Genomic DNA, 26,278 nt, shown 5'->3' on the forward strand with positions numbered 1-26,278 from the left:
AAACAAAAGGCGGGCCGATCCAGCAGGATGGCCCGCCTTTTTGCTTTTTTCCTCTCTTTCCTTACTGTCGTCCGATGTCCGTCTCCACCCATGGCCTTCGCGTTCATCGCGGCCCGCAGATGCTTCGCGCTGCGGTGGAGCTGTTTTCGTCGATGCGCTTCGCGATCGCGCTGCTCACCATCATTTGCATCGCGTCGATCATCGGCACCGTGCTCAAGCAGCATGAGCCGATCAACAACTACATCAACCAGTTCGGGCCGTTCTGGGCCGAACTGTTCCGCGCGGCCAGGCTCGACTCGATCTACAGCGCCTGGTGGTTCCTGCTGATCCTGCTGTTCCTCGTGATCAGCACCACGTTGTGCATTGCGCGCAATACGCCGCGCATCATGGTCGACCTCAAGACCTTCAAGGAAGACATCCGCGCGCAGAGCCTGAAGGCCTTCGGCCAGCGCGCCGAGAACCAGCTCGGCGAAACGCCCGAAGCGGCGGCCAACCGCATCGGCCAGCTGCTGGTGAGCGGTGGCTGGAAGGTCAAGCTGCAACGGCGCGACGCCACCAGCGGCAGCCGGCCGACTGCTGCCGGCTGGATGGTCGCCGCGCGCGCCGGCGGCGCCCACAAGCTGGGTTACATCGCGGCGCACAGCGCAATCGTGCTGGTGTGCATCGGCGGCCTGCTCGACGGCGACCTGGTGGTGCGCGCGCAGACCTGGTTCAACGGCAAGAGCGTGTTCACCGGCGGCGGCATGATCGCCGACGTGGCGCCGGAGCACCGCCTGTCGGCCGCCAACCCGACCTTCCGCGGCAACATCCTCGTGCCCGAGGGCGGGCAGGGCAGCGTGGCCATCCTGAACCAGTCTGACGGCGTGCTGCTGCAGGAGCTGCCGTTCTCCATCGAGCTGAAGAAGTTCATCGTCGACTACTACTCGACCGGCATGCCCAAGCTCTTCGCGAGCGAGGTGGTGCTGCACGACCGCGAGACCGGCGCGCAGGTGCCGGCGCGCATCGAGGTCAACCATCCGGCCAGCTACAAGGGCGTGGAGATCTACCAGTCGAGCTTCGACGACGGCGGTTCCAGGGTGAAGCTCAAGGCGGTGCCGATGGCGGCCGCGGCCAAGCCCTTCGAGGTGGAGGGTATCATCGGCGGCCCGAGCACCGAAATCACCAACGGCCGCGACAAGCTCACGCTCGAGTTCGCCGCGTTGCGCGTGATCAACGTCGAGAACTTTGCCGATGGCGGCGCCATGGGCAGCGGCGCCGACGTGCGCAAGGTCGACCTGCGGCACGACATCGAATCGCGCCTGGGCGCCGCCAACAAGACCAACAAGCCCAAGGTGCTGCGCAACATCGGCCCGAGCATCGGCTACAAGCTGCGCGACGCCGCCGGCCAGGCGCGCGAATACCAGAACTACATGGTGCCGGTCGACACCGGCGACGGCCAGCCTGTGTTCCTGCTGGGCATGCGCGAGAAGCCCGAAGACCCGTTCCGCTACCTGCGCGTGCCGGCCGACGAGCAGGGCTCGATGGACGGCTTCGTGCGCATGCGCGCCGCGCTCGGCGATGCCGACACCCGCGCGCGTGCCATTGAGCGCTACATCGCGAAGGCCGCCGACCCCAAGCGTCCTGAAATGGCTGAGCAACTGCGCGTATCGGCCACACGCGCGCTGGCGCTGTTTGCGGGTACCGAGCGCGCCAAGGCCGACGCCACCACGGCGGGGGGATGGCAGGCGATTGCCGAGTTCATGGAAGTCAACGTGCCCGAGGCCGAGCGCGAGCGCGCCGGTGGCGTGCTGGTGCGCATCCTCAACGACGTGCTGTTCGAGGTGCTCAACCTGGGCCGCGAAGGCGCCGGCCTCGCCGCGCTGCCGAACGATCAGAAATCGCAGGCCTACCTGACGCAGGCGGTGCTGGCCATCAGCGACGCACATTTCTACCCGGCCCCGGTCGCGATGATGATGACCGACTTCACCCAGGTGCAGGCCAGCGTGTTCCAGGTGGCGCGTGCCCCTGGCAAGAACGTCGTCTATCTGGGCTGCCTGTTGCTGATCGTCGGGATTTTTGCCATGCTGTATGTGCGCGAGCGCCGCCTTTGGGTGTGGCTGACGCCCGACGGCTCGGCTGTCGAAGGCGAGACATCCGGTACAGCGGCCACGATGGCGTTCTCGGTCAATCGCAAGACCATCGACAGCGACCGCGAATTCGAGCACCTCAAGCACAAGCTGCTCGCCCTGAGCAAGACAGAAGCACAGACACGATGAACACCACGACCCTCACGCTCAATGAAAGCTGGCTTTCGCGCCGCAACCTGTTCGACTGGGTGTTCGCGGCGCTGGTCCTGGCCGGTGGGCTGTTCGCGTTCACGCGGTACGCGGGATCGATGGACTACTACGAGAAGCCGATCCTGGCCGCCGCCGTGATCGCGATGATCGCCATCGGCTGGTTCTGGCGGCCGCTTCGGGTGCTGGCCATCGTCGTGGCAGCGGCGTCGCTGCTGGCCATCAGTTCGTACCAGGGCGAGCTGGCGCGCGCCGACACGGTGTTCTGGCTCAAGTACTTCCTGTCGAGCCAGTCGGCCATCCTCTGGATGAGCGTGCTGTTCTTCATGAGCACGCTGTTCTACTGGCTCGGCTTTTTCGGCGGCAAGCAGTCGGACACCTTCGACATGATCGGTTCGCGGCTGGCCTGGGCGGCCGTGACGATGGCGCTGATCGGCACCATGGTGCGCTGGTACGAAAGCCACCAGCTCGGCCCCGACATCGGCCACATCCCGGTCAGCAACCTGTACGAAGTGTTCGTGCTGTTCTGCTGGCTCACGGCCGCGTTCTATCTCTACTTCGAAGAGCGCTACAAGACGCGCGCGCTCGGTGCCTTCGTGATGCTGGTGGTCAGCGCCGCGGTCGGCTTCCTGCTCTGGTACACGATCGTGCGCGAGGCGCACGAAATCCAGCCGCTGGTGCCGGCCCTGCAGAGCTGGTGGATGAAGCTGCACGTGCCCGCCAACTTCATCGGCTATGGCACCTTCTCGCTCGCGGCCATGGTGGCCTTCGCCTACCTCATCAAGGAGCAGGCCGACGAGAAGCGCTGGTACAAGCTCACGCCGATCTGGCTGCTGGGCGTGGCGCTGTGCTTCGTGCCGGTGGCGTTCCGCCAGCGCGTGCAGGAAGCCGGCGGCAGCTACTGGGTGGTCTACGCGGGCATCTCCGCGCTGATCGCGGCCGGGATCCTCCTGGGGCGCAAGCGCATCGCGGCGCGGCTGCCGGCCAACGAGGTGCTCGACGACGTCATGTACAAGTCGATCACCGTCGGCTTCGCCTTCTTCACCATCGCCACCGTGCTCGGCGCCCTGTGGGCCGCCGACGCCTGGGGCGGCTACTGGAGCTGGGACCCGAAGGAAACCTGGGCGCTGATCGTCTGGCTCAACTACGCGGCCTGGCTGCACATGCGGCTGGTCAAGGGCCTGCGCGGCACCGTGGCCGCATGGTGGGCGCTGGGTGGACTGGCGGTCACCACCTTCGCCTTCCTCGGCGTGAACATGTTCCTGAGCGGGCTGCACAGCTACGGCACCCTGTAGGCACGGGCCTGCGGTCTTTCGCGAAGAATTGAAACCGCGCGCCGCTGCGGCGCGTAACCAAATCGGGACTGCTCACGAACTACCCTGAGCACAACGATTCACGCGAAAGGCCTGCCATGTCGTTCCAATTCCGCCCGATCCGTCGCAGCAACAGTGACAACGGCTTCATCCACCCGCTGTCGAGCGAGATCACGCCGCGTGCCGCCTACGAAGGCCGGCGCGACCTGCTCAAGCTCATGGCGGGCGGCGCGGCGGGTGCGGCGCTGGCCGGCTTCGCCTCCCGCGAAGCCTGGGCCCAGGCTGAGCGGCCCAACAAGCTCGCGCCGCTGCCCGGTGGCAAGTCGGCCGTCGCGGGCGCCATGTCGATGGACAAGCTCACCGACTACAAGGACGTCACGAGCTACAACAACTTCTACGAGTTCGGCACCGACAAGGCCGACCCGGCCAAGAACGCCGGCACGCTGAAGACGCGGCCGTGGACCGTGGAGGTCGAGGGGCTGGTCAAGAAGCCCGGCAAGTACGGCATCGAAGACCTGCTCAAGCTCAGCGCGCAGGAAGAGCGCATCTACCGCCTGCGCTGTGTCGAAGGCTGGTCGATGGTCATCCCGTGGGTCGGCTATTCGCTGGCCGAACTGATCAAGAAGGTCGAGCCGCAGGGCAACGCCAAATACATCGAGTTCGTGACGCTGGCCGACCCCAAGACCATGCCTTTTGTCGGCTCGCGCGTGCTCGACTGGCCCTACACCGAAGGCCTGCGCATGGACGAGGCGATGCATCCGCTCACGCTGCTGGCCTTCGGCATGTACGGCGAGGTGCTGCCCAACCAGAACGGCGCGCCGGTACGGCTCGTGGTGCCGTGGAAGTACGGCTTCAAGTCGGCCAAGTCGATCGTCAAGATCCGCTTCGTCGAGAAGGAGCCGAGCACCGCGTGGAACAAGGCGGCGGCCAACGAATACGGCTTCTATTCGAACGTGAACCCGAACGTCGACCATCCGCGCTGGAGCCAGGCCACCGAGCGCCGCATCGGCGACGGCGGCGGCCTGTTCGCCAAGCGGCGCAAGACCGAGATGTTCAACGGCTACGAAGCCCAGGTCGGCCAGCTGTATGCGGGCATGGACCTGAAGAAGAACTACTGATCGCGCCCCGGCAACCGGCGCCCGCCCCATGAACAAGCTGCTCATGCATCCGGCGACCAAGCCGGTCATCTTCCTGCTGTGCCTGCTGCCGTTCGCGCGGCTGGCCTACGGTGCCTTTACGGACGGGCTCGGTGCCAACCCGGCCGAGTTCCTGATCCGCGCCACCGGCGACTGGACGCTGCGCTTCATCTGCATCGTGCTGGCGGTGACGCCGCTGCGCGTGATGACCAAGTGGAATGCACTCGCACGCCTGCGCCGCATGCTGGGCCTGTTCGCATACTTCTACGTGGTGCTGCACCTGCTGTGCTACAGCTGGTTCGACATGGGCTTCGAGTGGGGCGACATCGCCAAAGACATCGCGAAGCGGCCGTTCATCCTGGTGGGCTTCTCCGCCTTCGTGCTGCTGACGCCGCTGGCGGCCACCTCTTTCAACCGCGCCATCAAGGCAATGGGCGCGAAGCGCTGGCAGACGCTGCACAAGCTGGTCTACGTGATCTCGGGGCTCGGGCTGCTGCACTTCTTCTGGATGCGCGCGGGCAAGAACAACTTCGCGGAAGTGTTCGTCTACGCCGCGATCATTGCCGCGCTGCTCGCGTGGCGGGTGTGGAATTTCGCGAGCAAGCGGCGCAAGGCGAAGTCGCCCGCGGTGGCGGTGCGCGGCAGCGAGAAGCCGCTGCGCACTGGCTGAACGCCGGCAATCAGCCGTCGATCTCGGCGCGCAGCTGGTCTTCCATCGTCTCGCGGCGGCGGATCAGCTTGGCGGTGGCGCCGCTCACCAGCACTTCGGCGGCACGGCCGCGCGTGTTGTAGTTGCTGGCCATGCTCATGCAATACGCACCGGCCGACAGCACGGCGAGCAGGTCGCCGGCCACCACGTTGAGCGCGCGGTCGCGGCCGATCCAGTCGCCGCTCTCGCAGACCGGGCCGACCACGTCGTAGGTCGGTGCATCGCCGGCGCGGCTGCGCAGCGGCACGATGCGCTGGAAGGCCTGGTACATCGCGGGGCGCGGCAGGTCGTTCATGGCCGCGTCGACGATGCAGAAGTTCTTGTCTTCACCGGGCTTGGTGTAGAGCACCTCGGTCACGCAGACACCAGCATTGCCGACCAGCGAACGGCCGGGTTCGATGACGAGCTTGCGCTGGCCGAAGCCGCGGGCGTCGAGCTTGGCGAGCAGCTGCTGCCAGAGCGCATCGGCCTTGGGCGGCACTTCGCCGTTGTAGTCGATGCCCAGGCCGCCGCCGAAGTCCAGGTGATGGATCGGCACGCCGGCTGCCTCGATCGCCTCGACCAGGTCCAGCACGCGGTCGCAGGCGTCCAGGTAGGGCGAGGCTTCGGTGATCTGCGAGCCGATGTGGCAGTCGATGCCCACCACCTCCAGGCCCGGCAGCCGCGCGGCGTGCCGGTAGGCCTCGACCGCGCGGTCGTGCGCGATGCCGAACTTGTTGCCCTTGAGGCCGGTGGAGATATAGGGGTGCGTCTTGGGATCGACGTTCGGATTGATGCGGATGCTGATGGGCGCGCGCTTGCCCTCGGCCAGTGCCACCTCGTTGAGCACGTCGAGCTCGGCTTCGCTCTCGACGTTGAAGCAGGCGATGCCGGCGGCAAGGGCCTCGCGCATTTCCGCGCGGGTCTTGCCGACGCCCGAGAAGATGATCTTCTTCGGATCGGCGCCCACGGCCAGCACGCGGGCCAGCTCGCCGCCCGAGACGATGTCGAAGCCGCATCCGGCCTGCGCGAACACGCGCAGCACGCCGAGCGATGAATTGGCCTTCATCGCATAGCAGATGAGGGCGTCGCGGCCCTCGAAGCCGCGCTGGTAGGCCGCGAGGGCGTCCAGCATCCATTGCTTCGAATAGACGAAAAGAGGGGTGCCGTGCTCGCGCTCGAGTGATTCGAGCGCGACGCCTTCGACGTGCAGCGCGCCGTCGCGTTGCGCAACGTGCGGCTGGCCGGGCAGGGCGATGGAGTTGATGCCGGCACTCATTTGCGCGGTTCCGTGCTGTTGCTGGCCGGTGCGCTGGCGGCGGCGGCCGGTGCGGGCGCTGCCTCGCTGGAGCTGGACGAAGAGGACCGCAGGCTGTCGGGCGTCATGAGCTGCGGCAGCGTGGCTCGTCCGGCGGCGGCAGGATCGGTCGGCAGGTACAGCGCACCGCGCTGTCCGCAGGCAACCAGGGCGGTGGTGCCTGCAACGAGGCAGACCATGAGCGCAGCGCGGGCGCGGGTGCTCACTAGAATTTGGCGAACGTTCAACATAGCGAAATTGTAATGACCGACACCGAGTACATGGACCGCGCCGAAGCCGCGCTCGCCGCCATCGAGCAGGGATGCGACCGCATCAACGATGCGACCGACGCCGACATCGACAACCAGAGGGTGGGCGGGATGATCACGATTTCATTCCGCAACGGCAGCCAGTTGATCGTCAATCTGCAGAAGCCCCTGCAGGAAATCTGGCTTGCCGCGCGTTCCGGCGGCTACCACTACCGTCACGACGGCCAGGCGTGGGTCGATACCAAGACCGGGGAAGAATTCTTCGGCAACCTGTCGCGTGAAGCGACCCTGCAGGCAGGCCAGCCGCTGACGTTCGCGGCCGCCTGATTCCTCTTCGTCAGTTGCGGAACAGGTCGAGGATGCGGTTGCGCTCCTCGGGCGGGGCCGGCGGGCTCACGGGGGCGCCGGTCAGGGCTTCCACCGGCGCCGCAGTCGCGGACTCCACGCCCAGGCTTGCCACGCCGCGTCCCGGCGCATAGTCGTCGTAGTACCACTCGCCGCCCACGTTCACGATGCCGGAAGGCGGTGCGGTGGCGATGTCGGTCACGGGGATGCCCTTGATGGCGGTTTCCATGTAGGCGATCCAGATCGGCAGGCTCAGGCCGCCGCCGGTTTCGCGGTCGCCCAGGTTGCGCGGCGTGTCGTAGCCGATCCACGAAATGGCCGTCATGGTGGGCTGGAAGCCCGCGAACCACGCGTCGAGCGAGTCGTTGGTGGTGCCGGTCTTGCCGTACAGGTCGGGGCGCTTGAGCGTCGCCTGTGCCTTGGCGGCGGTGCCGGCGCGGGCCACCGACTGCAGCAGCGTGTCCATGATGAAGGCGTTGCGCTGGGGAATCGCGCGGTTCGCCTCGTTGAGCACCGAGGGCTGCTTGTCGACCAGCACCTTGTCCTTGTGGTCGGTGATGCGGGTCACGAGGTACGGATTGACCCGGTAGCCGCCGTTGGCGAACACCGAGTAGCCCACCGCCATCTGCATCGGCGTGACCGAGCCGGCGCCCAGCGCCATCGGCAGGTAGGCCGGGTGCTTTTCCTTGTCGAAGCCGAAGTTGGTGATCCACTCCTGCGCGTAGCGCGTGCCGATGGACTGCAGGATGCGGATCGACACGAGGTTCTTCGACTTCATCAGCGCGGTGCGCATCGACATCGGGCCGTCGTAGCCGCCGCCGTAGTTCTTGGGCTCCCACGGCTGGCCGCCGGTGGTGCCGGCGTCGAAGAAGAGCGGGCCGTCGTTGATCACCGTGGCGGGGGTGAAGCCCTTCTCGAGCGCCGCCGAATAGATGAAGGGCTTGAAGCTCGAACCCGGCTGGCGCCAGGCCTGCGTGACGTGGTTGAACTTGTTCTTGCCGAAATCGAAGCCACCGACCAGTGCCTTGATGGCGCCGTCGCGCGGGTCCATGGCGACGAACGCGCCTTCGACCTCGGGCAGCTGCGTGATTTCCCAGGTGTTCTTGGGCGTCTTCACCACGCGGATGACCGCGCCGCGGCGGATCTTGATGTTGGGCGGGGCCTTGTCGGAGAGGCCGGACTGCGCGGGCTTGAGGCCTTCGCCGGTAATCTGCACGGGGTCGCCGTTGCCGCGCACGGCATCGATCTGCTTGGCCGTGGCCTTGAGGACGACCGCGGCCATCACGTCGCCGTTGTCGGGGTGGTCGTTGAGTGCATCGTCCACGGCCTCGTCGAGGTCCTTGGCGTCGTTGGGCAGGTCGACGAACTTCTCGGGGCCGCGATAGATCTGGCGGCGCTCGTAGTCCATGATGCCCTTGCGCAGCGCCTTGTAGGCGGCGGCCTGGTCGGCTGCGACCAGCGAGGTGTAGACCTTGAGGCCGCGCGTATAAGTGCTGTCGCCGTACTGCGCGTACATCAGCTGGCGCACCGTCTCGGCCACGTACTCGGCGTGCAGTCGGTTCGGGTCGGCGGCATCGCGCAGGTGCAGTTCTTCCTTCTTGGCTTCGGTCGCTTGCTCGGCGGTGATGAAGCCGGCTTCCTGCATGCGGTCGATCACGTAGAACTGGCGGCCGCGCGCGCGTTGCGGGTTGTTGACCGGGTTGTTCGCGCCCGGCGCCTTCGGCAGTCCGGCCAGCATGGCGGCCTGGGCGATCGAGAGGTCCTGCAGCGGCTTGCCGAAATACGCTTCGGAAGCGGCGGCAAAGCCGTAGGCGCGGTTACCGAGGTAGATCTGGTTCAGGTAGATCTCGAAGATCTGGTCCTTGGTGAGCAGGTGCTCCAGCTTGAAGGTCAGCAGCACCTCATAGATCTTGCGGGTGAGCGTCTTCTCGGAGCTCAGGTAGACATTGCGCGCCACCTGCATCGTGATGGTCGACGCGCCCTGGCTCTTCACGCGGTTCATGTTCGCCAGGCCCGCGCGCACCATGCCCTTGTAGTCGACCCCGCCATGATCGTAGAAGCGCGAGTCTTCGGCCGCGAGCACGGCGTCTTTCACGACCTTTGGAATGGCCGAGATCGGGGTGAGGTTGCGGCGCTCCTCGCCGAACTCGCCGATCAGGGTGCCTTCGGCCGAGAAAACCCGCAGCGGCAGCTTGGGCCGGTAGTCGGAGAGTTCACTGATGTCGGGCAGGTTCGGGTACGCGACCGCCAGGGCCACCGCCACCACGCACAGCACCGCGAGCACACCGGCTGCGGCAATGCCGAACCCCCAGAAGAAAAAGCGCAACAGCCATTTCAGCCAGGTCGGGCGCTGGGTCTTGGGGGAGGGGGTCTTGGCTGGCCCTTTGGGGCTTGAGGTTTCTTGCATGGAGGGCCGGAGAGTCACCGGACATTATAAAAAGCAGCCCTCTTTGCACGATCCGTTCTTTTGTTGCTGCTGCATCGCTCTAATTCAAAAGTTACAAAATGCAGATTTGACGTCAGGTTTTGACAACGCTTCAGGGTTTTGCCCCCCGCGGTTGCTTGGTTGCCGCCACGCCTGCTGCTAGCATGCAACCGAACGCATTTTTTTCTATTGGTTACAAATACAGGGGGAGAGGGACCTAACTTGGCTGCTCTTGGATCATTGTTTCGTCGTCAGAACGCTCCCCTGCTTGGGCTGGATGTCAGTTCGTCCAGCGTCAAGCTGGTCGAGCTCGGCCGTGAGGCCAGCGGCAAGCTGGTTCTGGAACGCTGCGCCATCGAACCCCTGGAACGTGGCTGGATCACCGACGGCAACGTCGAGAAGTTCGACGAAGTGGCGGAAGCCGTCCGGCGCGTCGTCCGCAAGAGCGGCACGCGCACCCGCAACGTGGCGCTCGCGCTGCCGCCCTCGGCCGTGATCACGAAGAAGATCATTCTTCCGGGCGGCATGAGCGAACAGGAACTCGAGATCCAGGTCGAGTCCGAAGCCAACCAGTACATCCCGTTCTCGCTGGACGAAGTCAGCCTCGACTTCTGCGTCACGGGGCCGAGCACCACGTCCGCAGGCGACGTGGAGGTGCTGATCGCCGCGTCCCGCAAGGAAAAGGTGCAGGACCGCGAAGGTTTGGCGGAAGCCGCCGGCCTGAAGGCGATGATCCTCGACGTCGAGTCTTATGCCTCGCGCCTGGCGACCGCCCGCCTGATCGAACAGCTGCCCGGCAAGGGCGTGGACTCGATCGTGGCGCTTTTCGAAGTGGGCGCCTTCACCACCAGCATGCAGGTGCTGCGCAACCAGGAAGTGCTGTACGACCGCGATCAGGCGTTCGGCGGCGCTCAGCTCACGCAGCTGATCGTGCGCCAGTACGGTTTTTCCGCCGAGGAAGCCGAAGCGAAGAAGCGCAGCGGCGATCTGCCCGACGACTACGGCTCCGGCGTGCTCAAGCCTTTCGTGGAAGGTATCGCGCAGGAAATCGCGCGTGCGCTCCAGTTCTTCTTCACGAGCACGCCGCACAACCGCGTCGACTACGTGCTGCTGGCTGGCGGCTCGGCCTCGCTGCCGGGCTTGACCAACGCAGTCACGCGGCAGACCTCGTTTGCCTGCTCGCTGCTGAACCCCTTCGACGGCATGGACTTCAGTTCGAACATCCGTGAGAAGAAGGTCCGTCGCGAAGCGCCGTCCTACCTGACCTCTTGCGGGTTGGCCATGCGGAGGTTCCTGCAGTGATCCTCATCAATCTGCTTCCGCACCGCGAAGCTGCTCGCAAGCGGCGGCGCGAGGCCTTCTTTGGCACCTTGGGTGCTGCAGCGGTGCTGGGCCTGCTGATCGCCGGCCTGGGCTACCTCTGGTTCGAGGCCCAGATCTCGGCGCAGCGATCGAAGAACGGCTTTCTCCAGGCCGAGATCAAGAAGCTCGAGGTCGAGATCAAGGAGATCTCGACGCTGCAGGAAGAAATTGCAGCGCTGCGCGCGCGCCAGCAGGCCGTCGAAGACCTGCAGGGCGACCGCAACCTGCCCGTGCACCTGCTCAACGAACTGGTCCGGCAGCTGCCCGACGGCGTCTACCTGACCAGCATGAAACAGGACAACCAGACGGTCACGCTGCAAGGCATGGCCCAGTCGAACGAACGGGTTTCGGAGCTGCTGCGCAACCTGGGCAACAACAGTCCATGGCTGGTCAAGCCGGAGCTGGTCGAAATCACGTCGGCGAACGTGAACCTGACTGCGCGCGACCAGCGCCGCGTTGCCAACTTCACGATGCGCATTGGCCTGAAACGCCCCACCGATGCTCAAAAGGCCGCTGCCGACAAGGCCGTGGCTGCGGCGGCGCAATCCAAGGGGTAACGGAACATGGCAAGCAATCGCCCCTCCCAGAAAATAGATGTCGGCGCTGCATTGCAGCGTGTCGGCGGGCAGTTCCGCGGGCTCAACCCGAACGATCCGTCGATGTGGCCCGCGGTGCCGCGGTACGCGCTGTGCCTGGCGGTCACCGCCCTGGTACTGGTCGCTCTGTGGTTCGTCTGGCTGACCAACTCGAACGACGAACTCGAGAGCGAGCGTTCGAAGGAAGTCGCGCTGAAGGCCGACTACCAGAAGAAGGTGGCCCAGGCGGCCAACCTCGAACTGCTGAAGAAGCAGCGCGAACAGGTGCAGCAGTACGTGACCCTGCTTGAGAAGCAGCTGCCCAGCAAGGCCGAAATGGACGCCCTGCTGTCGGACATCAATCAGGCAGGCCTCGGCCGCAGCCTTCAGTTCGAACTGTTCCGTCCGGGGCAGGTGTCGGTCAAGGACTACTACGCCGAGCTTCCGATCGCCGTTCGCGTGACCGGGCGGTACCACGACATGGGCGCCTTTGCCGCCGACGTCGCGGGCCTCTCGCGCATCGTGACGCTGAACAACATCACCGTCACCCCGCAGAAGGACAAGGACGTGCTGACGATGGACGCCACCGCGCGCACCTTCCGCTATCTCGACGAAGACGAGCGCGCCGCGCAGAAGCGCGCCGCCGCACCGAAGGCGAAGAAATGAAGATCGCCGCCAAAGTACTGTGGCTGACACTGGCCGCGCTGGGCTTGAGTGCCTGCGATTCCGGGCAGGACGACCTGCAACGCTGGATGGCCGAGCAGCGCGCCCAGGTGAAGCCCTCGGTGCCGCCTATTTCAGAGCCCAAGAAGTTCACGCCGCAGACCTACACCGAGGCCTCGTCGTTCGAGCCCTTCAACATCCTGAAGCTGACGCAGGCGCTGCGCCGCGAGTCGAACCAGCCGAGCACTTCGGAGCTGATCGCGCCCGAACTGGCACGCCGCAAGGAGGCGCTCGAAGCCTTCCCGCTCGACTCGATGGCGATGGTCGGCAGCATGAACCGCAACGGCCAGCCAGTGGCGCTGGTCCGTGTCGACAAGCTGCTCTACAAGGTTCGCGTCGGCGAATACCTGGGACTCAACTACGGGCGCATCACCCGTATCAACGAAACCGAAGTCGCCTTGCGTGAGATCGTGCAAGACGCCGCCGGTGAATGGATCGAACGCGTCGCGACGCTGCAGCTGCAAGAGAGTGCGAAATGAACCAAAAGAAATCAACGATGGCACAGTGGCTGCGCGCTGCCGGCCTGGGTCTGCTGGCCTTCGGTGCATTGGCCGTGGCCCATGCGCAAAACGCCATCCAGGCCGTGACCAGCTCGACCCAGTCCGGCGCGGAAGTGATCCGCATCGATCTGGCGCAACCGCTCACGGCGGTGCCTGCCGGGTTCGCCGTCCAGACGCCGGCCCGCATTGCGCTCGATTTTCCGGGCGTCACGAACGCCATCGGCCGTTCCGCGATCGAAGTGAACCAGGGCAACCTGCGTTCGGTGAACGTGGTCCAGGCCGGTGAACGCAGCCGCGTGGTGCTGAACCTGAAGCAGGCCACCGCATACAAGGCCGAGATCCAGGGCAATTCGCTGCTGGTCATTCTCGAGCCGGTGGCCGGCTCGGCGTTGGTCGCGTCTGCCGGCACGACCTTCGCGGAAAACCGCAACCGGGACATGCTGCCGCTGCGGGACGTCGATTTCCGCCTTGGTGCTGACAGCACCGGCCGGGTCATCGTCGATCTTCCGAACAACCAGGTCGGCGTCGACGTCAAGCAGCAGGGCAAGAACCTCGTCGTGGAATTCACCAAGTCGACGCTGCCCGAGGGCCTGCGCCGCCGCCTCGACGTGGCCGACTTCGGAACGCCGGTCCAGCTGATCACTTCGCAGCAGTCGGGTGACCGCGTGCGCATGACGATCGAAGCCAAGGGCGACTGGGAACACAGTGCCTACCAGAGCGAGAACCAGTTCGTTGTCGAGGTCCGCGCCCGCAAGGTCGATCCGACCAAGCTGACGCAAGGCGTGGGCTACAACGGCGAAAAGCTGTCGCTCAACTTCCAGAACATCGAAATCCGTTCGCTGCTGCAGGTGATTGCCGACTTCACGAACTTCAACATCGTGACCTCGGATTCGGTGAACGGTGCGCTGACGCTGCGGCTGAAGGACGTGCCCTGGGACCAGGCCCTCGACATCATCATGCAGGCGAAGAACCTGGGCATGCGCAAGAACGGCAGCGTGCTGTGGATTGCGCCCAAGGATGAAATCAACGCCAAGGAAAAGCTCGAATTCGAGGCCAAGGCCGCGATCGAGAACCTGGAGCCGCTGCGCACCCAGTCCTTCCAGCTCAACTACACCAAGGCGATCGCGATTGCGCAGGGACTGACCGGCACGGGTGCTTCGTCCGGCGGCGGCGGTGGCGGCGGTACGACGACGCGCATCCTGAGCCCTCGCGGCAGCGTCATTGCCGAGTCGCGCACCAACCAGCTCTTCGTGTCGGACGTTCCGTCGCGCCTGGCCCAGATCACCGAGCTGATCCAGAAGCTGGACATCCCGGTTCGCCAGGTGCTGATCGAGGCCCGCATCGTCGAAGCTTCCGATACCTTCGGCAAGTCGCTCGGCGTGCGGCTGGGTGGCGGCATCGCTGGCGAGCGCTTCGCATCGTCCGCCGGCAACCGCGCATTCGCCAACCTCGGCGCGATGCCCGTCGTCACGGCAGGCACCAATGGCGGAGCCAGCACGGCCACCTCCACGTTCACCAACTCGAACTTCATCAACCTCCCGGCGGGCGATGCGGGCGGCACGGGCAACGCGGCGGGCACCTTCGCGATCTCGCTGTTCAACTCGAGCTTCTCGCGCATGCTGAACCTCGAGATCTCGGCGCTCGAAGCCGACGGCAAGGGCAAGCTGGTGTCCAGCCCTCGCGTCATCACGGCCGACCAGACCAAGGCGCTGATCGAGCAGGGCGAGGAAATTCCTTACCAGCAGGCCACGTCCAGCGGCGCCACCTCGATCTCGTTCCGCAAGGCGGTGCTGAAGCTGGAAGTCACGCCGCAGATCACGCCGGAAGGCAACATCATCCTGACGCTGGACGTGAGCAAGGACGCCCGAGGCGTGAACACGTCGGCGGGTCCGGCCATCAACACCAAGCACGTGCAGACCGAAGTGCTGGTCGAGAACGGCGGCACGGTCGTCATCGGTGGTATCTTCGAGCTCACCGAAACCAATGACGAATCGCGCGTGCCGGTGCTGGGTGAAGTGCCCTACCTGGGGGCACTGTTCCGCAAGCGCGAACGCGTTGCCAACAAGACCGAAATGCTCGTCTTTATCACTCCGAAGATGATTACCGACCGCAACGCCGCGCGCTGACGCGCGGGCGTAGCAGCCACCGCGTGGCGGTCGCACTCGTCGGCTTGCCCGGCGCCGGAAAATCCGCAGTGGGCCGGCGCCTGGGGATGCGGCTGGACCTTCCCTTCATCGACACCGATCACGTGATCGAGCAGCGCATCGGCTGCTCGATCCGCGATTACTTCGAGCGCGAAGGCGAGGTGGCCTTCCGGGATCTCGAACAAACGGTCATTGCCGAGCTGGCGGCCAATGCCCACGGCGTGCTGGCCACCGGCGGCGGTGCGGTGCTGCGGGAGGCCAACCGCACCCAGCTGCGCGATCACTTCCACGTGATCTACCTGCGCTCCTCCCCCGAAGACCTGTTCCGGCGCCTGCGCCACGACGTCAAGCGCCCCCTGCTGCAGGTGGCTGACCCGTTGGGGCGGTTGCGGGAACTGCACGATGCGCGCGACCCGTTCTACCGGGAAACCGCCCACGACGTGGTCGATACCGGCCGGCCCTCGATCGCGATGCTGGTGAACATCATCGTGATGCAGCTCGAGCTGGCGGGCATCGTCGAGCCGGGCGCCCATCCGGAAGAGCCCACTGCCTGAACTGCGCCGGCTGCAGCGCCTAAACTCGCTGCCCATGTCCCTGCCCGTACTTTCCGCCCCGCCCGAACGCGTCGACATCCAGCTCGGCGACCGCAGCTACCCGATCCTGATCGGTGCCGGCCTGCTGGACGATCCCCTTAGCTTCGCCGCCACGCCTGCCGCCGCCACGGCCCTGATCGTCAGCAACACCACGGTGGCGCCGCTCTATGCCAAGGCGCTACAGGGTGCCCTGGCGGGCCGTTTCCGCACGGTCCACCTGCTGGAGCTGCCCGACGGAGAGGTGTACAAGAACCTGCAGACGCTGAACCTGATCTTCGACGACCTGCTGGGTCACGGCAGCGACCGCAAGACCGTGCTGTTCGCCCTGGGCGGCGGCGTGGTGGGCGACATGACCGGCTTTGCCGCCGCCAGCTACATGCGTGGCGTGCCTTTCGTGCAGGTGCCGACCACGCTGCTGGCGCAGGTCGATTCCTCGGTCGGCGGCAAGACGGCCATCAACCACCCGCTCGGCAAGAACATGATCGGCGCGTTCTACCAGCCGCAACTGGTGGTCTGCGACCTGGCCACGCTGCAGACCCTGCCGCCGCGCGAACTCAGCGCCGGACTGGCCGAAGTCATCAAGTACGGCCCGATCCACGACATGGCGTTCTTCGACTGGATCGAAGCCAACATCGACGCCCTCGTCGCGCGGGAGCCGGCCGCGCTGGCCCATGCCGTCAAGCGCAGCTGCGAAATCAAGGCGCTGGTGGTCGGGCAGGACGAGCGCGAAACCGGCCTGCGCGCGATCCTCAATTTCGGCCACACCTTCGGCCACGCGATCGAATCGGGCCTCGGCTATGGCGAATGGCTGCACGGCGAGGCCGTGGGCTGCGGCATGGTCATGGCGGCGCGGCTGTCGCAGCGACTTGGCGGCGTCGATGCCGCCTTCGTCGAACGGCTCACGCGCCTGATCGAACGCGCCGGCCTGCCGATCGTCGGTCCTGCGCTGGGCGTGGATCGCTACCTGGAGCTGATGCGCGTCGACAAGAAATCGGAAGCCGGCGAGATCCGCTTCGTGGTGATCGACCGGCCCGGCTCCGCCGTGGTCCGCAGCGCACCCGACGCACTCGTGCGCGAAGTGCTTGCGCAGAGCTGCGCGGCGCAATGAGCCTCGCGGCCTATGCCTGTCTGCCCGCGCGGTCGCGCGGCCGCCGGCATGCCGAGCCGCCCGCGCCCACGCGCGACGCTTTCCAGCGCGATCGCGACCGCATCGTGCATTCCACGGCCTTTCGCCGGCTGGTCTACAAGACGCAGGTGTTCCTGAACCACGAGGGCGATCTGTTCCGCACCCGGCTCACGCACTCGCTGGAAGTTGCCCAGCTCGGCCGTTCGATCGCACGGGCCCTGCGCATCAACGAAGACCTGGTCGAGGCGATCGCCCTGGCGCACGACCTGGGCCACACGCCCTTCGGCCATGCGGGCCAGGACGCGCTCAACGACTGCATGGCCGCACATGGCGGCTTCGAGCACAACCTGCAGAGCCTGCGCGTGGTCGATGCGCTGGAACACCGCTATCCGCAATACGACGGACTGAACCTCAGCTTCGAGACCCGCGAGGGCATCCTCAAGCACTGCTCGCGCGCGAACGCCGAACGGCTGGAGGCGGCCGAACCGCACGGCGTGGCCCGGCGTTTCCTCGACCGCACGCAGCCGGGGCTGGAGGCGCAGCTGTGCAACCTTGCCGACGCCATCGCCTACAACGCCCATGACATCGACGACGGCGTGCGCTCGGGCCTTATCGGCGTCGAGCAGTTGTCCGAGGTCGAGCTGTTCGAGCGCTACCGCCGCGAGGCGCTCGCCGAGCACCCGCAGCTGCAGGGTCGCCGCGTGCTCTACGAGACCATCCGGCGCATGCTGAGCGCGCAGGTCTACGACGTGATCGATGCGACCCGCGCGGCGCTCGAAGCCCTCGCACCGGTCGATGCCGACGCGGTGCGCAAGGCCCCGCCGATCGTCGCGTTCAGCGCCGCCATGCAGGCCCAGTCGGAAGACCTCAAGCGCTTTCTTTTCCGCAACCTCTACCGGCATCCCCAGGTCGCCCAGACCACCGACCAGGCGCGAGACGTGGTGCAGGAGCTGTTCGAGGCCTATCTCGAGCGCAGTGCCGAGATGCCCGCTTCCTATGCCGAACGCCATGACAGGCACCGCGCCGTGGCCGACTACATCGCCGGCATGACCGATCGTTTCGCCATGCGCGAACACGAGCGGCTCACGGGGCGCCGGGGCATCGCGTGAATCCATCTGCAGTCCGGCCGCGCGTTCCCGCCGCTGCCCTGGCTGTCCTGCTGGGCGGCGTCAGCGCGGCCTTGCACCTGGGCAAGCTGCCGCCCGCCGTGCCGGCGCTGCAGGCATCGCTCGGCATTGGCCTGGTCGAGGCCGGATTCCTGCTGTCGCTGGTGCAGGTCGCAAGCATGACGCTGGGGCTGCTGGCCGGGCTCGCGGCGGACACCATCGGCTTGCGACGCAGCATGCTGACGGGGCTGGCGGTGCTGACGGTCGCCAGCCTGCTGGGCGGCATGGTCGATGGGGCGCACGCCGTGCAATGGCTGCTCCTTCTGCGTGCCGTCGAAGGCATCGGTTTCCTGCTGACGGTCATGCCGGGGCCGGGGCTGATCCGCGCCCTGACCCCGCCGGGTGCAGACAAGGCGGCGTTGGGCCTCTGGGGTGCCTACATGCCGCTCGGCGTGGCCCTCGCGCTGCTGCTGGGGCCCGCCCTGATAGCCTGGGGTGGATGGGCGGATTGGTGGTGGGCACTGTCGATCGTGTCGGCTGGGGCCGCACTCTGGCTGTGGCTGGCGGTGCCTGCCGACCGGCTTCGCCCGCCCGTGGCGAGCCAGGCCACCAGCGGCTGGTCTTCGCGCCTGCGTGCCACGGTCGGTGCGCGCGCGCCCTGGCTGGTGGCGCTGACCTTCGCCGTGTACTCGTCGCAGTGGATGGCGGTGATCGGCTTCCTGCCCGCCATCTATGCCGGCGTGGGTGTACCGGCTGCCTGGAACGCGGTGCTCACCGCGCTCGCAGCCGCCATGAACATCGTCGGCAACATTGCAGGCGGCCGCTGGCTGCAGCGCGGCGTGGCGCCGGAGCGACTGCTGCAACTCGGTTTCCTGACGATGGCGCTCGGGGGCGTGGCCGCCTTCGCGCAGGCAGGGCAGGGCCCGGACGCCCTGGGCCTGCCGCCCGCGCTGCGCTACATCGCCGTGTGCGCGTTCTCGCTGGGCGGCGGCATGGTGCCGGCCACGCTGTTCCTGCTGGGCGTGCGGCTTGCGCCCGGGCCCACCACCGTGTCGACCACGGTGGGTCTCATGCAGCAGGCGTCCTCGCTCGGCCAGTTCCTGGCCCCGCCCGCAGTGGCGTGGATGGCTCACCGTGTCGGTGGCTGGCACTGGACCTGGACCGCCACGCTGGCCTGCTCGCTGGTCGGCATGGCGATCGCGCGGCGCCTGGGGCGGATTCGCCCTGCGGCGGAGATGGCATGACCCACCCGGCGACAATCGCATCCGCCCAGGCCGAAGCCGACACGCGGCGCTGGCTCGAACGCGCGGTGATCGGCCTCAACCTGTGCCCGTTCGCAAAGGCCGCGCACATGAAGGCGCAGGTCCACTACGCCGTGTACGAGCCGGCCGAGGACGCCGACCTGATGGACGCGCTTCTTGCCGAAGCGAAAGATCTCGCCGCACTAGACGCCGCCGTGCGCGACACCACCTTGCTGATTGCACCGAACACCTTGGCCGACTTTCTGGACTTCAACGACTTCACGGCGCGTGCCGAACGCCGGCTTGCGCGCGCCGGTTTCGACGGCGTGTTCCAGCTGGCGAGCTTTCATCCGCGCTTCCAGTTCGCCGGCACCGATGCCGACGACATCGGCAACGCCACCAACCGCGCGCCGTACCCCACGCTGCACCTGCTGCGCGAAGACAGCGTGAGCCGCGCGGTCGAGGCGTTCCCCGAGGCTGAGGCCATCTTCGAACGCAACATCGACACGCTCGAAGCGCTGGGCCCCGAAGGCTGGGCGGCACTCGACGTCGGCCCCGGAAGCGCCAAGCCATGAACACGAACAACGCGACAAGAACCGTGAAAACGAACAAGGTCGCCAAGGCCGATGCGGAACTGGCCGACGCGCTGCGCCCCGGCCAATCCATCGAACTGCTCAAGGAACTGCACATCCTGACCCGCGAGGGCCGGCTCAACCAGGACTCGCGGCGCAAGCTCAAGCAGGTCTACCACCTGTTCCAGTTCATCGAGCAACTGCTGCGCGAGTTGCCGGAAGAGGGCGCGGGCGCGACGCTGGCCGACCATGGCGCGGGCAAGTCGTACCTCGGCTTCATCATCTACGACCTGTTCTTCCGGCCGCGCCAGGGCAGCGGCCACGTCTACGGCATCGAGACGCGCGGCGAACTGGTCGAGCGCTCGCGCGCGCTGGCGCAGCGCCTGGGCTTCGAGCGCATGTCGTTCCTGAACCTCACCGTGGCCGAATCGGCGCAGGCGAGCGAATTGCCGGCGCAGATCGATGTGGTCACCGCGCTGCACGCCTGCGACACCGCGACAGACGACGCCATCGCCTTCGGCCTGGCCAAGAAGGCGCGTTGCATGGTGCTCGTGCCCTGCTGCCAGGCCGAGGTGGCCGCCTGCCTGCGCGAAACCAAGGCGCTCGCACTGTCGCGCACCCCGCTGGCCGAGCTGTGGCGCCATCCGCTGCACACGCGCGAAATCGGCAGCCAGCTCACCAACGTGCTGCGCTGCCTGTATCTCGAAGCCAACGGCTACAGCGTCACGGTGACCGAGCTGGTCGGCTGGGAGCACAGCATGAAGAACGAGCTGATCCTGGCGCGCTACACCGGGCAGCGCAAGGCAAGCGCGGCCACGCGGCTGCGCGAGCTGTTGGCGCAGTTCGGGCTCGACGCGCTGGGCGATACGCGCTTCCGGCTGGCCTGAAAGCGGGCGCGCAATCCGCCGCGTCCACTGCGATCCATGGCCCGTCTTCCCCGCCTCACGCTGGCCGGCATGCCCCACCACGTGATCCAGCGCGGCAACAACCGCCAGCCGATCTTCGTGGACCGCGCGGACCGCGAAAAGCTGCTCGCGCTGCTGGCCGAGAACGCCACGCGTTTCGGCATCGCGCTGCATGCCTACGTGCTGATGGACAACCACTTCCACCTGTTGGCCACGCCCGACAGCCCCACCGGCCTGCCCCAGTTCATGCAGTCGGTGGGGCGCAGCTACGTGCGCTACTTCAACGACCGCCATGGCCGCAGCGGCACGCTGTGGGAGGGCCGCTACCGGTCCACGCTGATCCAGACGGACCGCTACCTGCTGACCTGCATGGCCTACATCGACCTCAACCCGGTGCGCGCGGGCATGGTGGCCGATGCGCGCGACTTTCCCTGGTCCAGCCATGGCCACTACGCCGGACTGCGGCACGACCGCCTGCTGACCCCCCACCCGCTGTATTGGGAGCTCGGCAACACCCCGTTCGCGCGCGAGGCCGCGTATGTCGAACTGGTGCGCGGCGGGGTGCGTGCGGCCGACCAGAGCGCGCTGACCGAGGCCACATTGCGGGGCTGGGCTGCTGGCGACGACGACTTTCTCGACAGCCTGCAAAAGTCCACCGACCGCCGGGTCGTCAAAGCCAAGGCCGGCCGGCCGCCATCGAACACTTCATCCTGAGCTGGAAAAGCGGCGTCGGCCGGCTGTGGCGCTGGTTCTTTTGCTCCTCTTTTTAATATGTCCCCAATTTAATTCTGACCAGATAACTCAAGATTTAATAGGAATCTGACCCCTATTAAAGTGTTTGGCATTCTTTGTGCATCGCAATATGCTCCATTTCCCTGCGAAAACTGAAGGAGCGCGCCATGACGACGGCTGCCGAGATCAAACATCTCCAAGAACACGGTCTGTATTCCGGTGCCGACGAGCACGATGCCTGCGGCGTCGGCTTCGTGGCCCACATCAAGGGCGAGAAGAGCCACGCCATCGTGCTGCAGGGCCTCAAGATTCTCGAGAACCTCGACCATCGCGGCGCAGTGGGCGCTGACAAGCTGATGGGCGACGGCGCCGGCATCCTGATCCAGCTGCCCGACCACCTGTACCGCGAAGAAATGGCGAAGCAGGGCGTCACGCTGCCCCCGCCGGGCGAATACGGCGTCGGCATGATCTTCCTGCCGAAGGAGCACGCCTCGCGCGAAGCCTGCGAACAAGAGATGGAACGCGCCATCAAGGCCGAAGGTCAGGTGCTGCTAGGCTGGCGCGACGTGCCGGTCAACCGCGACATGCCCATGTCGCCCACCGTGCGCGAAAAGGAGCCGCTGCTGCGCCAGGTCTTCATCGGCCGCGGCAACGACGTGATCGTGCAGGACGCGCTGGAACGCAAGCTCTACGTGATCCGCAAGACCGCCAGCGCCAACATCCAGCGCCTGAAGCTCAAGCACAGCAAGGAATACTACGTTCCCAGCATGTCGAGCCGCACCGTGGTCTACAAGGGCCTGCTGCTGGCCGACCAGGTGGGCACCTACTACCTCGACCTGCAGGACAAGCGCTGCATCTCGGCCCTGGGCCTGGTGCACCAGCGCTTCTCCACCAACACCTTCCCCGAGTGGCCGCTGGCCCACCCGTACCGCTACGTCGCCCACAACGGCGAAATCAACACGGTCAAGGGCAACTACAACTGGATGAAGGCGCGCGAAGGCGTGATGTCGTCGCCCGTGCTGGGCGCCGACCTGCAGAAGCTTTACCCGATCAGCTTCGCGAACCAGTCCGACACCGCCACCTTCGACAACTGCCTCGAGCTGCTGACGATGGCCGGCTACCCCATCAGCCAGGCCGTGATGATGATGATCCCGGAGCCCTGGGAACAGCACGCCACCATGGACCCGCGCCGCCGCGCGTTCTATGAATACCACGCCGCCATGCTCGAGCCGTGGGACGGCCCGGCCTCCATCGTGTTCACCGACGGCCGCCAGATCGGCGCCACGCTGGACCGCAACGGCCTGCGCCCCTCGCGCTACTGCGTGACCGACGACGACCTCGTCATCATGGCTTCCGAATCCGGCGTGCTGCCCGTGCCCGAGCAGAAGATCGTGCGCAAGTGGCGCCTGCAGCCCGGCAAGATGTTCCTGATCGACCTGGAGCAGGGCCGCATGATCGACGACGAGGAGGTCAAGGCCACCCTCGCCAACAGCAAGCCCTACAAGCAGTGGATCGAGAACCTGCGCATCAAGCTCGACAGCGTCAAGGCCGAGCCGGTCTCGGCGCCGCTGAGCCAAGTTGCATTGCTCGACCGCCAGCAGGCCTTCGGCTACACCCAGGAAGACATCAAGTTCCTGATGAGCCCGATGGCCCAGGCCGGTGAGGAAGGCATCGGCTCCATGGGCAACGACAGCCCGCTGGCCGTGCTCTCGAGCAAGAACAAGCCGCTGTACAACTACTTCAAGCAGCTGTTCGCGCAGGTGACCAACCCGCCGATCGACCCGATCCGCGAAGCGATCGTGATGTCGCTCGTGTCCTTCATCGGCCCCAAGCCCAACCTGCTGGACATCAACCAGGTCAACCCGCCGATGCGACTCGAAGTGAGCCAGCCGATCCTCGACTTCGCCGACATGGCGAAGCTGCGCGACATCGGCAAGTACACACAGGGCAAGTTCAAGAGCTACGCGCTCGACATCACCTATCCGCTCGCCTGGGGTGACGAAGGTGTCGAAGCCAAGCTGGCCTCGCTGTGTGCCGAAGCAGTGGATGCCATCAAGGGCGGCCACAACATCCTGATCATCAGCGACCGCGGCGTGAGCCCGACGCAGGTGGCCATCCCTGCCGTGCTGGCCCTGTCGGCCGTGCACCAGTACCTCGTGCGCGAAGGCCTGCGCACCACCGCCGGCCTCGTGGTCGAGACCGGCTCGGCGCGCGAAGTGCATCACTTCGGCGTGCTGGCGGGCTACGGCGCGGAAGCCGTGCACCCGTACCTCGCGATGGAAACCCTGGCGGCCATGCACGCCGACATGCCGGGCGAGCTGAGCGCAGACAAGGCGGTCTACAACTACGTCAAGGCCATCGGCAAGGGTCTGTCGAAGATCATGTCGAAGATGGGTGTCAGCACCTACATGAGCTACTGCGGCGCGCAGCTGTTCGAAGCCATCGGTCTGAACAGCGAGACGGTGAACAAGTACTTCACCGGCACCGCCAGCCGCGTGGAAGGCATCGGCGTCTTCGAGATCGCCGAGGAAGCCATCCGCATGCACAAGGCCGCCTTCGGCGACGACCCGGTGCTGGCCCACATGCTCGACGCCGGCGGCGAATACGCCTGGCGCACGCGTGGCGAAGAGCACATGTGGACGCCCGACGCCATCGCCAAGCTGCAGCACAGCACGCGCGCCAACAACTGGAACACGTACAAGGAATACGCCCAGCTCATCAACGACCAGAACCGCCGCCACCTGACGCTGCGCGGCCTGTTCGAGTTCAAGATCGATCCGGCCAAGGCGATTCCGGTGGACGAAGTCGAATCGGCTGCGGAGATCGTCAAGCGTTTCGCCACCGGCGCGATGTCGCTCGGCTCGATCAGCACCGAGGCGCACGCCACGCTCGCGATTGCCATGAACCGCATCGGCGGCAAGAGCAACACGGGCGAGGGCGGTGAAGACCCGGCGCGCTATCGCAACGAACTCAAGGGCATCCCGATCAAGCAGGGCGACACGCTCAAGAGCGTGATCGGCGCGGCCAACGTCGAGGTCGACCTGCCGCTCGCGGACGGCGACTCGCTGCGTTCGCGCATCAAGCAGGTCGCGTCGGGCCGCTTCGGCGTCACCGCCGAGTACCTGCATTCGGCCGACCAGATCCAGATCAAGATGGCCCAGGGCGCCAAGCCCGGCGAGGGCGGTCAGTTGCCGGGCGGCAAGGTCACCGAGTACATCGGCAAGCAGCGTTATGCCGTGCCGGGCGTGGGCCTCATCAGCCCGCCGCCGCACCACGACATCTACTCGATCGAAGACCTGGCCCAGCTCATCCACGACCTGAAGAACACTGCGCCGCACGCCAGCATCAGCGTGAAGCTGGTGAGCGAAATCGGCGTCGGCACCATCGCGGCCGGCGTGGCCAAGTGCAAGAGCGACCACGTCGTGATCGCCGGCCATGACGGCGGCACGGGCGCATCGCCCTGGTCGTCGATCAAGCACGCGGGCAGCCCGTGGGAAATCGGCCTGGCCGAAACGCAGCAGACGCTGGTGCTCAACCGCCTGCGCAGCCGCATCCGCGTGCAGGCCGACGGCCAGATGAAGACCGGCCGCGACGTCGCCATCGGCGCGCTGCTGGGCGCCGACGAGTTCGGCTTCGCCACCGCGCCGCTGGTGGTCGAGGGCTGCATCATGATGCGCAAGTGCCACCTGAACACCTGCCCGGTGGGCGTGGCCACGCAAGACCCGATCCTGCGCAAGAAGTTCTCGGGCAAGCCCGAGCACGTCGTCAACTACTTCTTCTTCGTTGCGGAAGAAGTGCGCCAGATCATGGCCCAGCTCGGCATCCGCAAATTCGATGACCTGATCGGCCGCGCCGACCTGCTCGACATGCGCAAGGGCATCGAGCACTGGAAGGCCTCGGGCCTCGACTTCAGCCGCCTGTTCGCGCTGCCGAACGTGCCGGCCGAGGTGCCGCGCTTCCATGTGGAGAACCAGGACCACGGTCTCGAGCGCGCGCTCGACGTGAAGCTCATCGAGAAGTCGCGCCCCGCCATCGACAAGGGCGAGAAGGTGCAGTTCATCGAGGTGGCGCGCAACGTCAACCGCTCGGTGGGCGCGATGCTTTCGGGCGCGCTGACCAAGGTGCATCCGCAGGGCCTGCCCGACGACTCGATCCGCATCCAGCTCGAAGGCACGGGCGGCCAGTCGTTCGGCGCCTTCCTGGCGCGCGGCATCACGTTGTACCTCATCGGCGACGCCAACGACTACACGGGCAAGGGCCTCTCCGGCGGCCGTGTGGTGGTGCGCCCCAGCCTCGAGTTCCGCGGTGAAGCGGCGCGCAACACCATCGTCGGCAACACGGCGCTGTATGGCGCGACCACCGGCGAGGCCTACCTGTGCGGCGTGGCCGGCGAGCGCTTCGCCGTGCGCCTGTCGGGCGCCACGGCGGTCATCGAAGGCACCGGCGACCACGGCTGCGAGTACATGACCGGCGGCACGGTGGCCGTGCTCGGCAAGACGGGCCGCAACTTCGCGGCCGGCATGAGCGGCGGCGTGGCCTTCGTCTACGACGAGGACGGCCAGTTCGCCACGCGCTGCAACCTCTCGATGGTTTCGCTCGACAAGGTGCTGACCTCCGCCGAGCAGACCGCCAGCGTGCATCGCAAGATCTGGCACGGCGGTGTGACCGACGAAGCGCAGCTGAAGAAGCTGCTCGAAGAGCACCACCGCTGGACCGGCAGCAAGCGCGCGCGAGAGCTGCTCGACAACTGGGCGGTGTCGCGCACGAAGTTCGTGAAGGTGTTCCCGAACGAATACAAGCGCGCGCTGGCCGAACTGCACGACCGCAAGGTCGAGCTCACGAGCAGCGGCAACAACGCGCACATCGGCCTCGAGCCACATGCGCTGGCAGCATCCGCACCGCAAACGGCCCCGGCTTCGGTCTGAGCGCCCACGAGTACAGAGAACAAAGGAA

Annotated in this window: 21 protein-coding genes; 18 read left to right on the forward strand and 3 right to left on the reverse strand. The window is 66.3% G+C overall.

The window, feature by feature from the left end; all coding sequences use genetic code 11:
• The first annotated feature begins 74 nt into the window (after nucleotides 1–74).
• The 4 genes from ACEOAB_RS04845 to msrQ all read left to right on the forward strand — a co-directional run bounded on the left by ACEOAB_RS04845 (nucleotide 75) and on the right by msrQ (nucleotide 5,392).
• Nucleotides 75–2,255 carry a cytochrome c biogenesis protein ResB gene (locus tag ACEOAB_RS04845; protein ID WP_413748150.1) on the forward strand — a complete coding sequence of 727 codons (2,181 nt, stop codon included), beginning with the start codon at nucleotides 75–77 and terminating at the stop codon, nucleotides 2,253–2,255.
• Entirely contained in the window at nucleotides 2,252–3,568 is a 1,317-nt protein-coding gene (ccsB, locus tag ACEOAB_RS04850) for a c-type cytochrome biogenesis protein CcsB (RefSeq protein WP_056585972.1), read from the forward strand. The genes ACEOAB_RS04845 and ccsB overlap by 4 nt, the downstream gene beginning before the upstream one ends.
• Before the next feature lie 116 nt (nucleotides 3,569–3,684).
• Entirely contained in the window at nucleotides 3,685–4,704 is a 1,020-nt protein-coding gene (gene msrP / locus ACEOAB_RS04855) for a protein-methionine-sulfoxide reductase catalytic subunit MsrP (protein WP_056585977.1), read from the forward strand.
• 28 nt (nucleotides 4,705–4,732) lie between these two features.
• The gene (gene msrQ, locus ACEOAB_RS04860) at nucleotides 4,733–5,392 is read left to right on the forward strand and encodes a protein-methionine-sulfoxide reductase heme-binding subunit MsrQ (protein WP_413748151.1); all 660 of its coding nucleotides are present in this window, start codon (nucleotides 4,733–4,735) and stop codon (nucleotides 5,390–5,392) included.
• 10 nt (nucleotides 5,393–5,402) lie between these two features.
• Here the strand turns inward: msrQ and lysA are convergent, their stop codons facing one another.
• Nucleotides 5,403–6,689, reverse strand: a complete 1,287-nt coding sequence (gene lysA, locus ACEOAB_RS04865; protein ID WP_495653509.1) for a diaminopimelate decarboxylase — start codon at nucleotides 6,687–6,689, stop codon at nucleotides 5,403–5,405.
• Entirely contained in the window at nucleotides 6,686–6,958 is a 273-nt protein-coding gene (gene lptM, locus ACEOAB_RS04870; RefSeq protein ID WP_056585984.1) for an LPS translocon maturation chaperone LptM, read from the reverse strand. Before lptM ends, lysA begins: the two co-directional genes overlap by 4 nt.
• Nucleotides 6,959–6,970: 12 nt before the next feature.
• Here lptM and cyaY point away from each other — a divergent pair, with 12 nt between their 5' ends.
• Complete coding sequence (cyaY, locus tag ACEOAB_RS04875) at nucleotides 6,971–7,303, forward strand: iron donor protein CyaY (RefSeq protein ID WP_413332257.1); 333 nt, start codon at nucleotides 6,971–6,973, stop codon at nucleotides 7,301–7,303.
• A 10-nt stretch (nucleotides 7,304–7,313) separates the two neighbouring features.
• Here the strand turns inward: cyaY and ACEOAB_RS04880 are convergent, their stop codons facing one another.
• Nucleotides 7,314–9,728, reverse strand: a complete 2,415-nt coding sequence (locus tag ACEOAB_RS04880) for a penicillin-binding protein 1A (RefSeq protein WP_413748153.1) — start codon at nucleotides 9,726–9,728, stop codon at nucleotides 7,314–7,316.
• A gap of 240 nt (nucleotides 9,729–9,968) precedes the next feature.
• Here ACEOAB_RS04880 and ACEOAB_RS04885 point away from each other — a divergent pair, with 240 nt between their 5' ends.
• From ACEOAB_RS04885 to ACEOAB_RS04945, 13 genes are all read left to right on the forward strand, one after another.
• The gene (locus tag ACEOAB_RS04885) at nucleotides 9,969–11,048 is read left to right on the forward strand and encodes a pilus assembly protein PilM (protein ID WP_007835214.1); all 1,080 of its coding nucleotides are present in this window, start codon (nucleotides 9,969–9,971) and stop codon (nucleotides 11,046–11,048) included.
• Nucleotides 11,045–11,665 carry a PilN domain-containing protein gene (locus tag ACEOAB_RS04890; protein ID WP_413748154.1) on the forward strand — a complete coding sequence of 207 codons (621 nt, stop codon included), beginning with the start codon at nucleotides 11,045–11,047 and terminating at the stop codon, nucleotides 11,663–11,665. Before ACEOAB_RS04885 ends, ACEOAB_RS04890 begins: the two co-directional genes overlap by 4 nt.
• Nucleotides 11,666–11,671: 6 nt before the next feature.
• Complete coding sequence (locus ACEOAB_RS04895; RefSeq protein ID WP_056585992.1) at nucleotides 11,672–12,349, forward strand: type IV pilus inner membrane component PilO; 678 nt, start codon at nucleotides 11,672–11,674, stop codon at nucleotides 12,347–12,349.
• Entirely contained in the window at nucleotides 12,346–12,885 is a 540-nt protein-coding gene (locus ACEOAB_RS04900; protein ID WP_007835218.1) for a pilus assembly protein PilP, read from the forward strand. The genes ACEOAB_RS04895 and ACEOAB_RS04900 overlap by 4 nt, the downstream gene beginning before the upstream one ends.
• Nucleotides 12,882–15,032, forward strand: a complete 2,151-nt coding sequence (locus ACEOAB_RS04905) for a type IV pilus secretin PilQ (protein WP_413748155.1) — start codon at nucleotides 12,882–12,884, stop codon at nucleotides 15,030–15,032. The genes ACEOAB_RS04900 and ACEOAB_RS04905 overlap by 4 nt, the downstream gene beginning before the upstream one ends.
• Before the next feature lie 23 nt (nucleotides 15,033–15,055).
• Nucleotides 15,056–15,604, forward strand: a complete 549-nt coding sequence (locus tag ACEOAB_RS04910) for a shikimate kinase (protein WP_056585994.1) — start codon at nucleotides 15,056–15,058, stop codon at nucleotides 15,602–15,604.
• A 34-nt stretch (nucleotides 15,605–15,638) separates the two neighbouring features.
• On the forward strand, nucleotides 15,639–16,751 hold the full coding sequence (aroB, locus tag ACEOAB_RS04915; protein ID WP_413748156.1) for a 3-dehydroquinate synthase: 1,113 nt from the start codon (nucleotides 15,639–15,641) through the stop codon (nucleotides 16,749–16,751).
• Nucleotides 16,748–17,878, forward strand: a complete 1,131-nt coding sequence (locus ACEOAB_RS04920; RefSeq protein WP_413748157.1) for a deoxyguanosinetriphosphate triphosphohydrolase — start codon at nucleotides 16,748–16,750, stop codon at nucleotides 17,876–17,878. Before aroB ends, ACEOAB_RS04920 begins: the two co-directional genes overlap by 4 nt.
• A complete protein-coding gene (locus ACEOAB_RS04925; protein ID WP_495653510.1) occupies nucleotides 17,875–19,119 on the forward strand; it encodes an MFS transporter in 1,245 nt (414 codons plus the stop codon). Before ACEOAB_RS04920 ends, ACEOAB_RS04925 begins: the two co-directional genes overlap by 4 nt.
• On the forward strand, nucleotides 19,116–19,691 hold the full coding sequence (locus ACEOAB_RS04930) for a DUF1415 domain-containing protein (protein ID WP_413747898.1): 576 nt from the start codon (nucleotides 19,116–19,118) through the stop codon (nucleotides 19,689–19,691). The genes ACEOAB_RS04925 and ACEOAB_RS04930 overlap by 4 nt, the downstream gene beginning before the upstream one ends.
• On the forward strand, nucleotides 19,688–20,575 hold the full coding sequence (locus ACEOAB_RS04935) for a class I SAM-dependent methyltransferase (RefSeq protein ID WP_413747897.1): 888 nt from the start codon (nucleotides 19,688–19,690) through the stop codon (nucleotides 20,573–20,575). Before ACEOAB_RS04930 ends, ACEOAB_RS04935 begins: the two co-directional genes overlap by 4 nt.
• Before the next feature lie 36 nt (nucleotides 20,576–20,611).
• Complete coding sequence (locus ACEOAB_RS04940; protein ID WP_056586005.1) at nucleotides 20,612–21,307, forward strand: transposase; 696 nt, start codon at nucleotides 20,612–20,614, stop codon at nucleotides 21,305–21,307.
• Between the two features lie 185 nt (nucleotides 21,308–21,492).
• A complete protein-coding gene (locus tag ACEOAB_RS04945; protein ID WP_413747896.1) occupies nucleotides 21,493–26,250 on the forward strand; it encodes a glutamate synthase-related protein in 4,758 nt (1,585 codons plus the stop codon).
• The last annotated feature ends 28 nt before the right edge of the window (nucleotides 26,251–26,278 follow it).

The organism is Variovorax sp. Varisp53 (assembly GCF_059491555.1).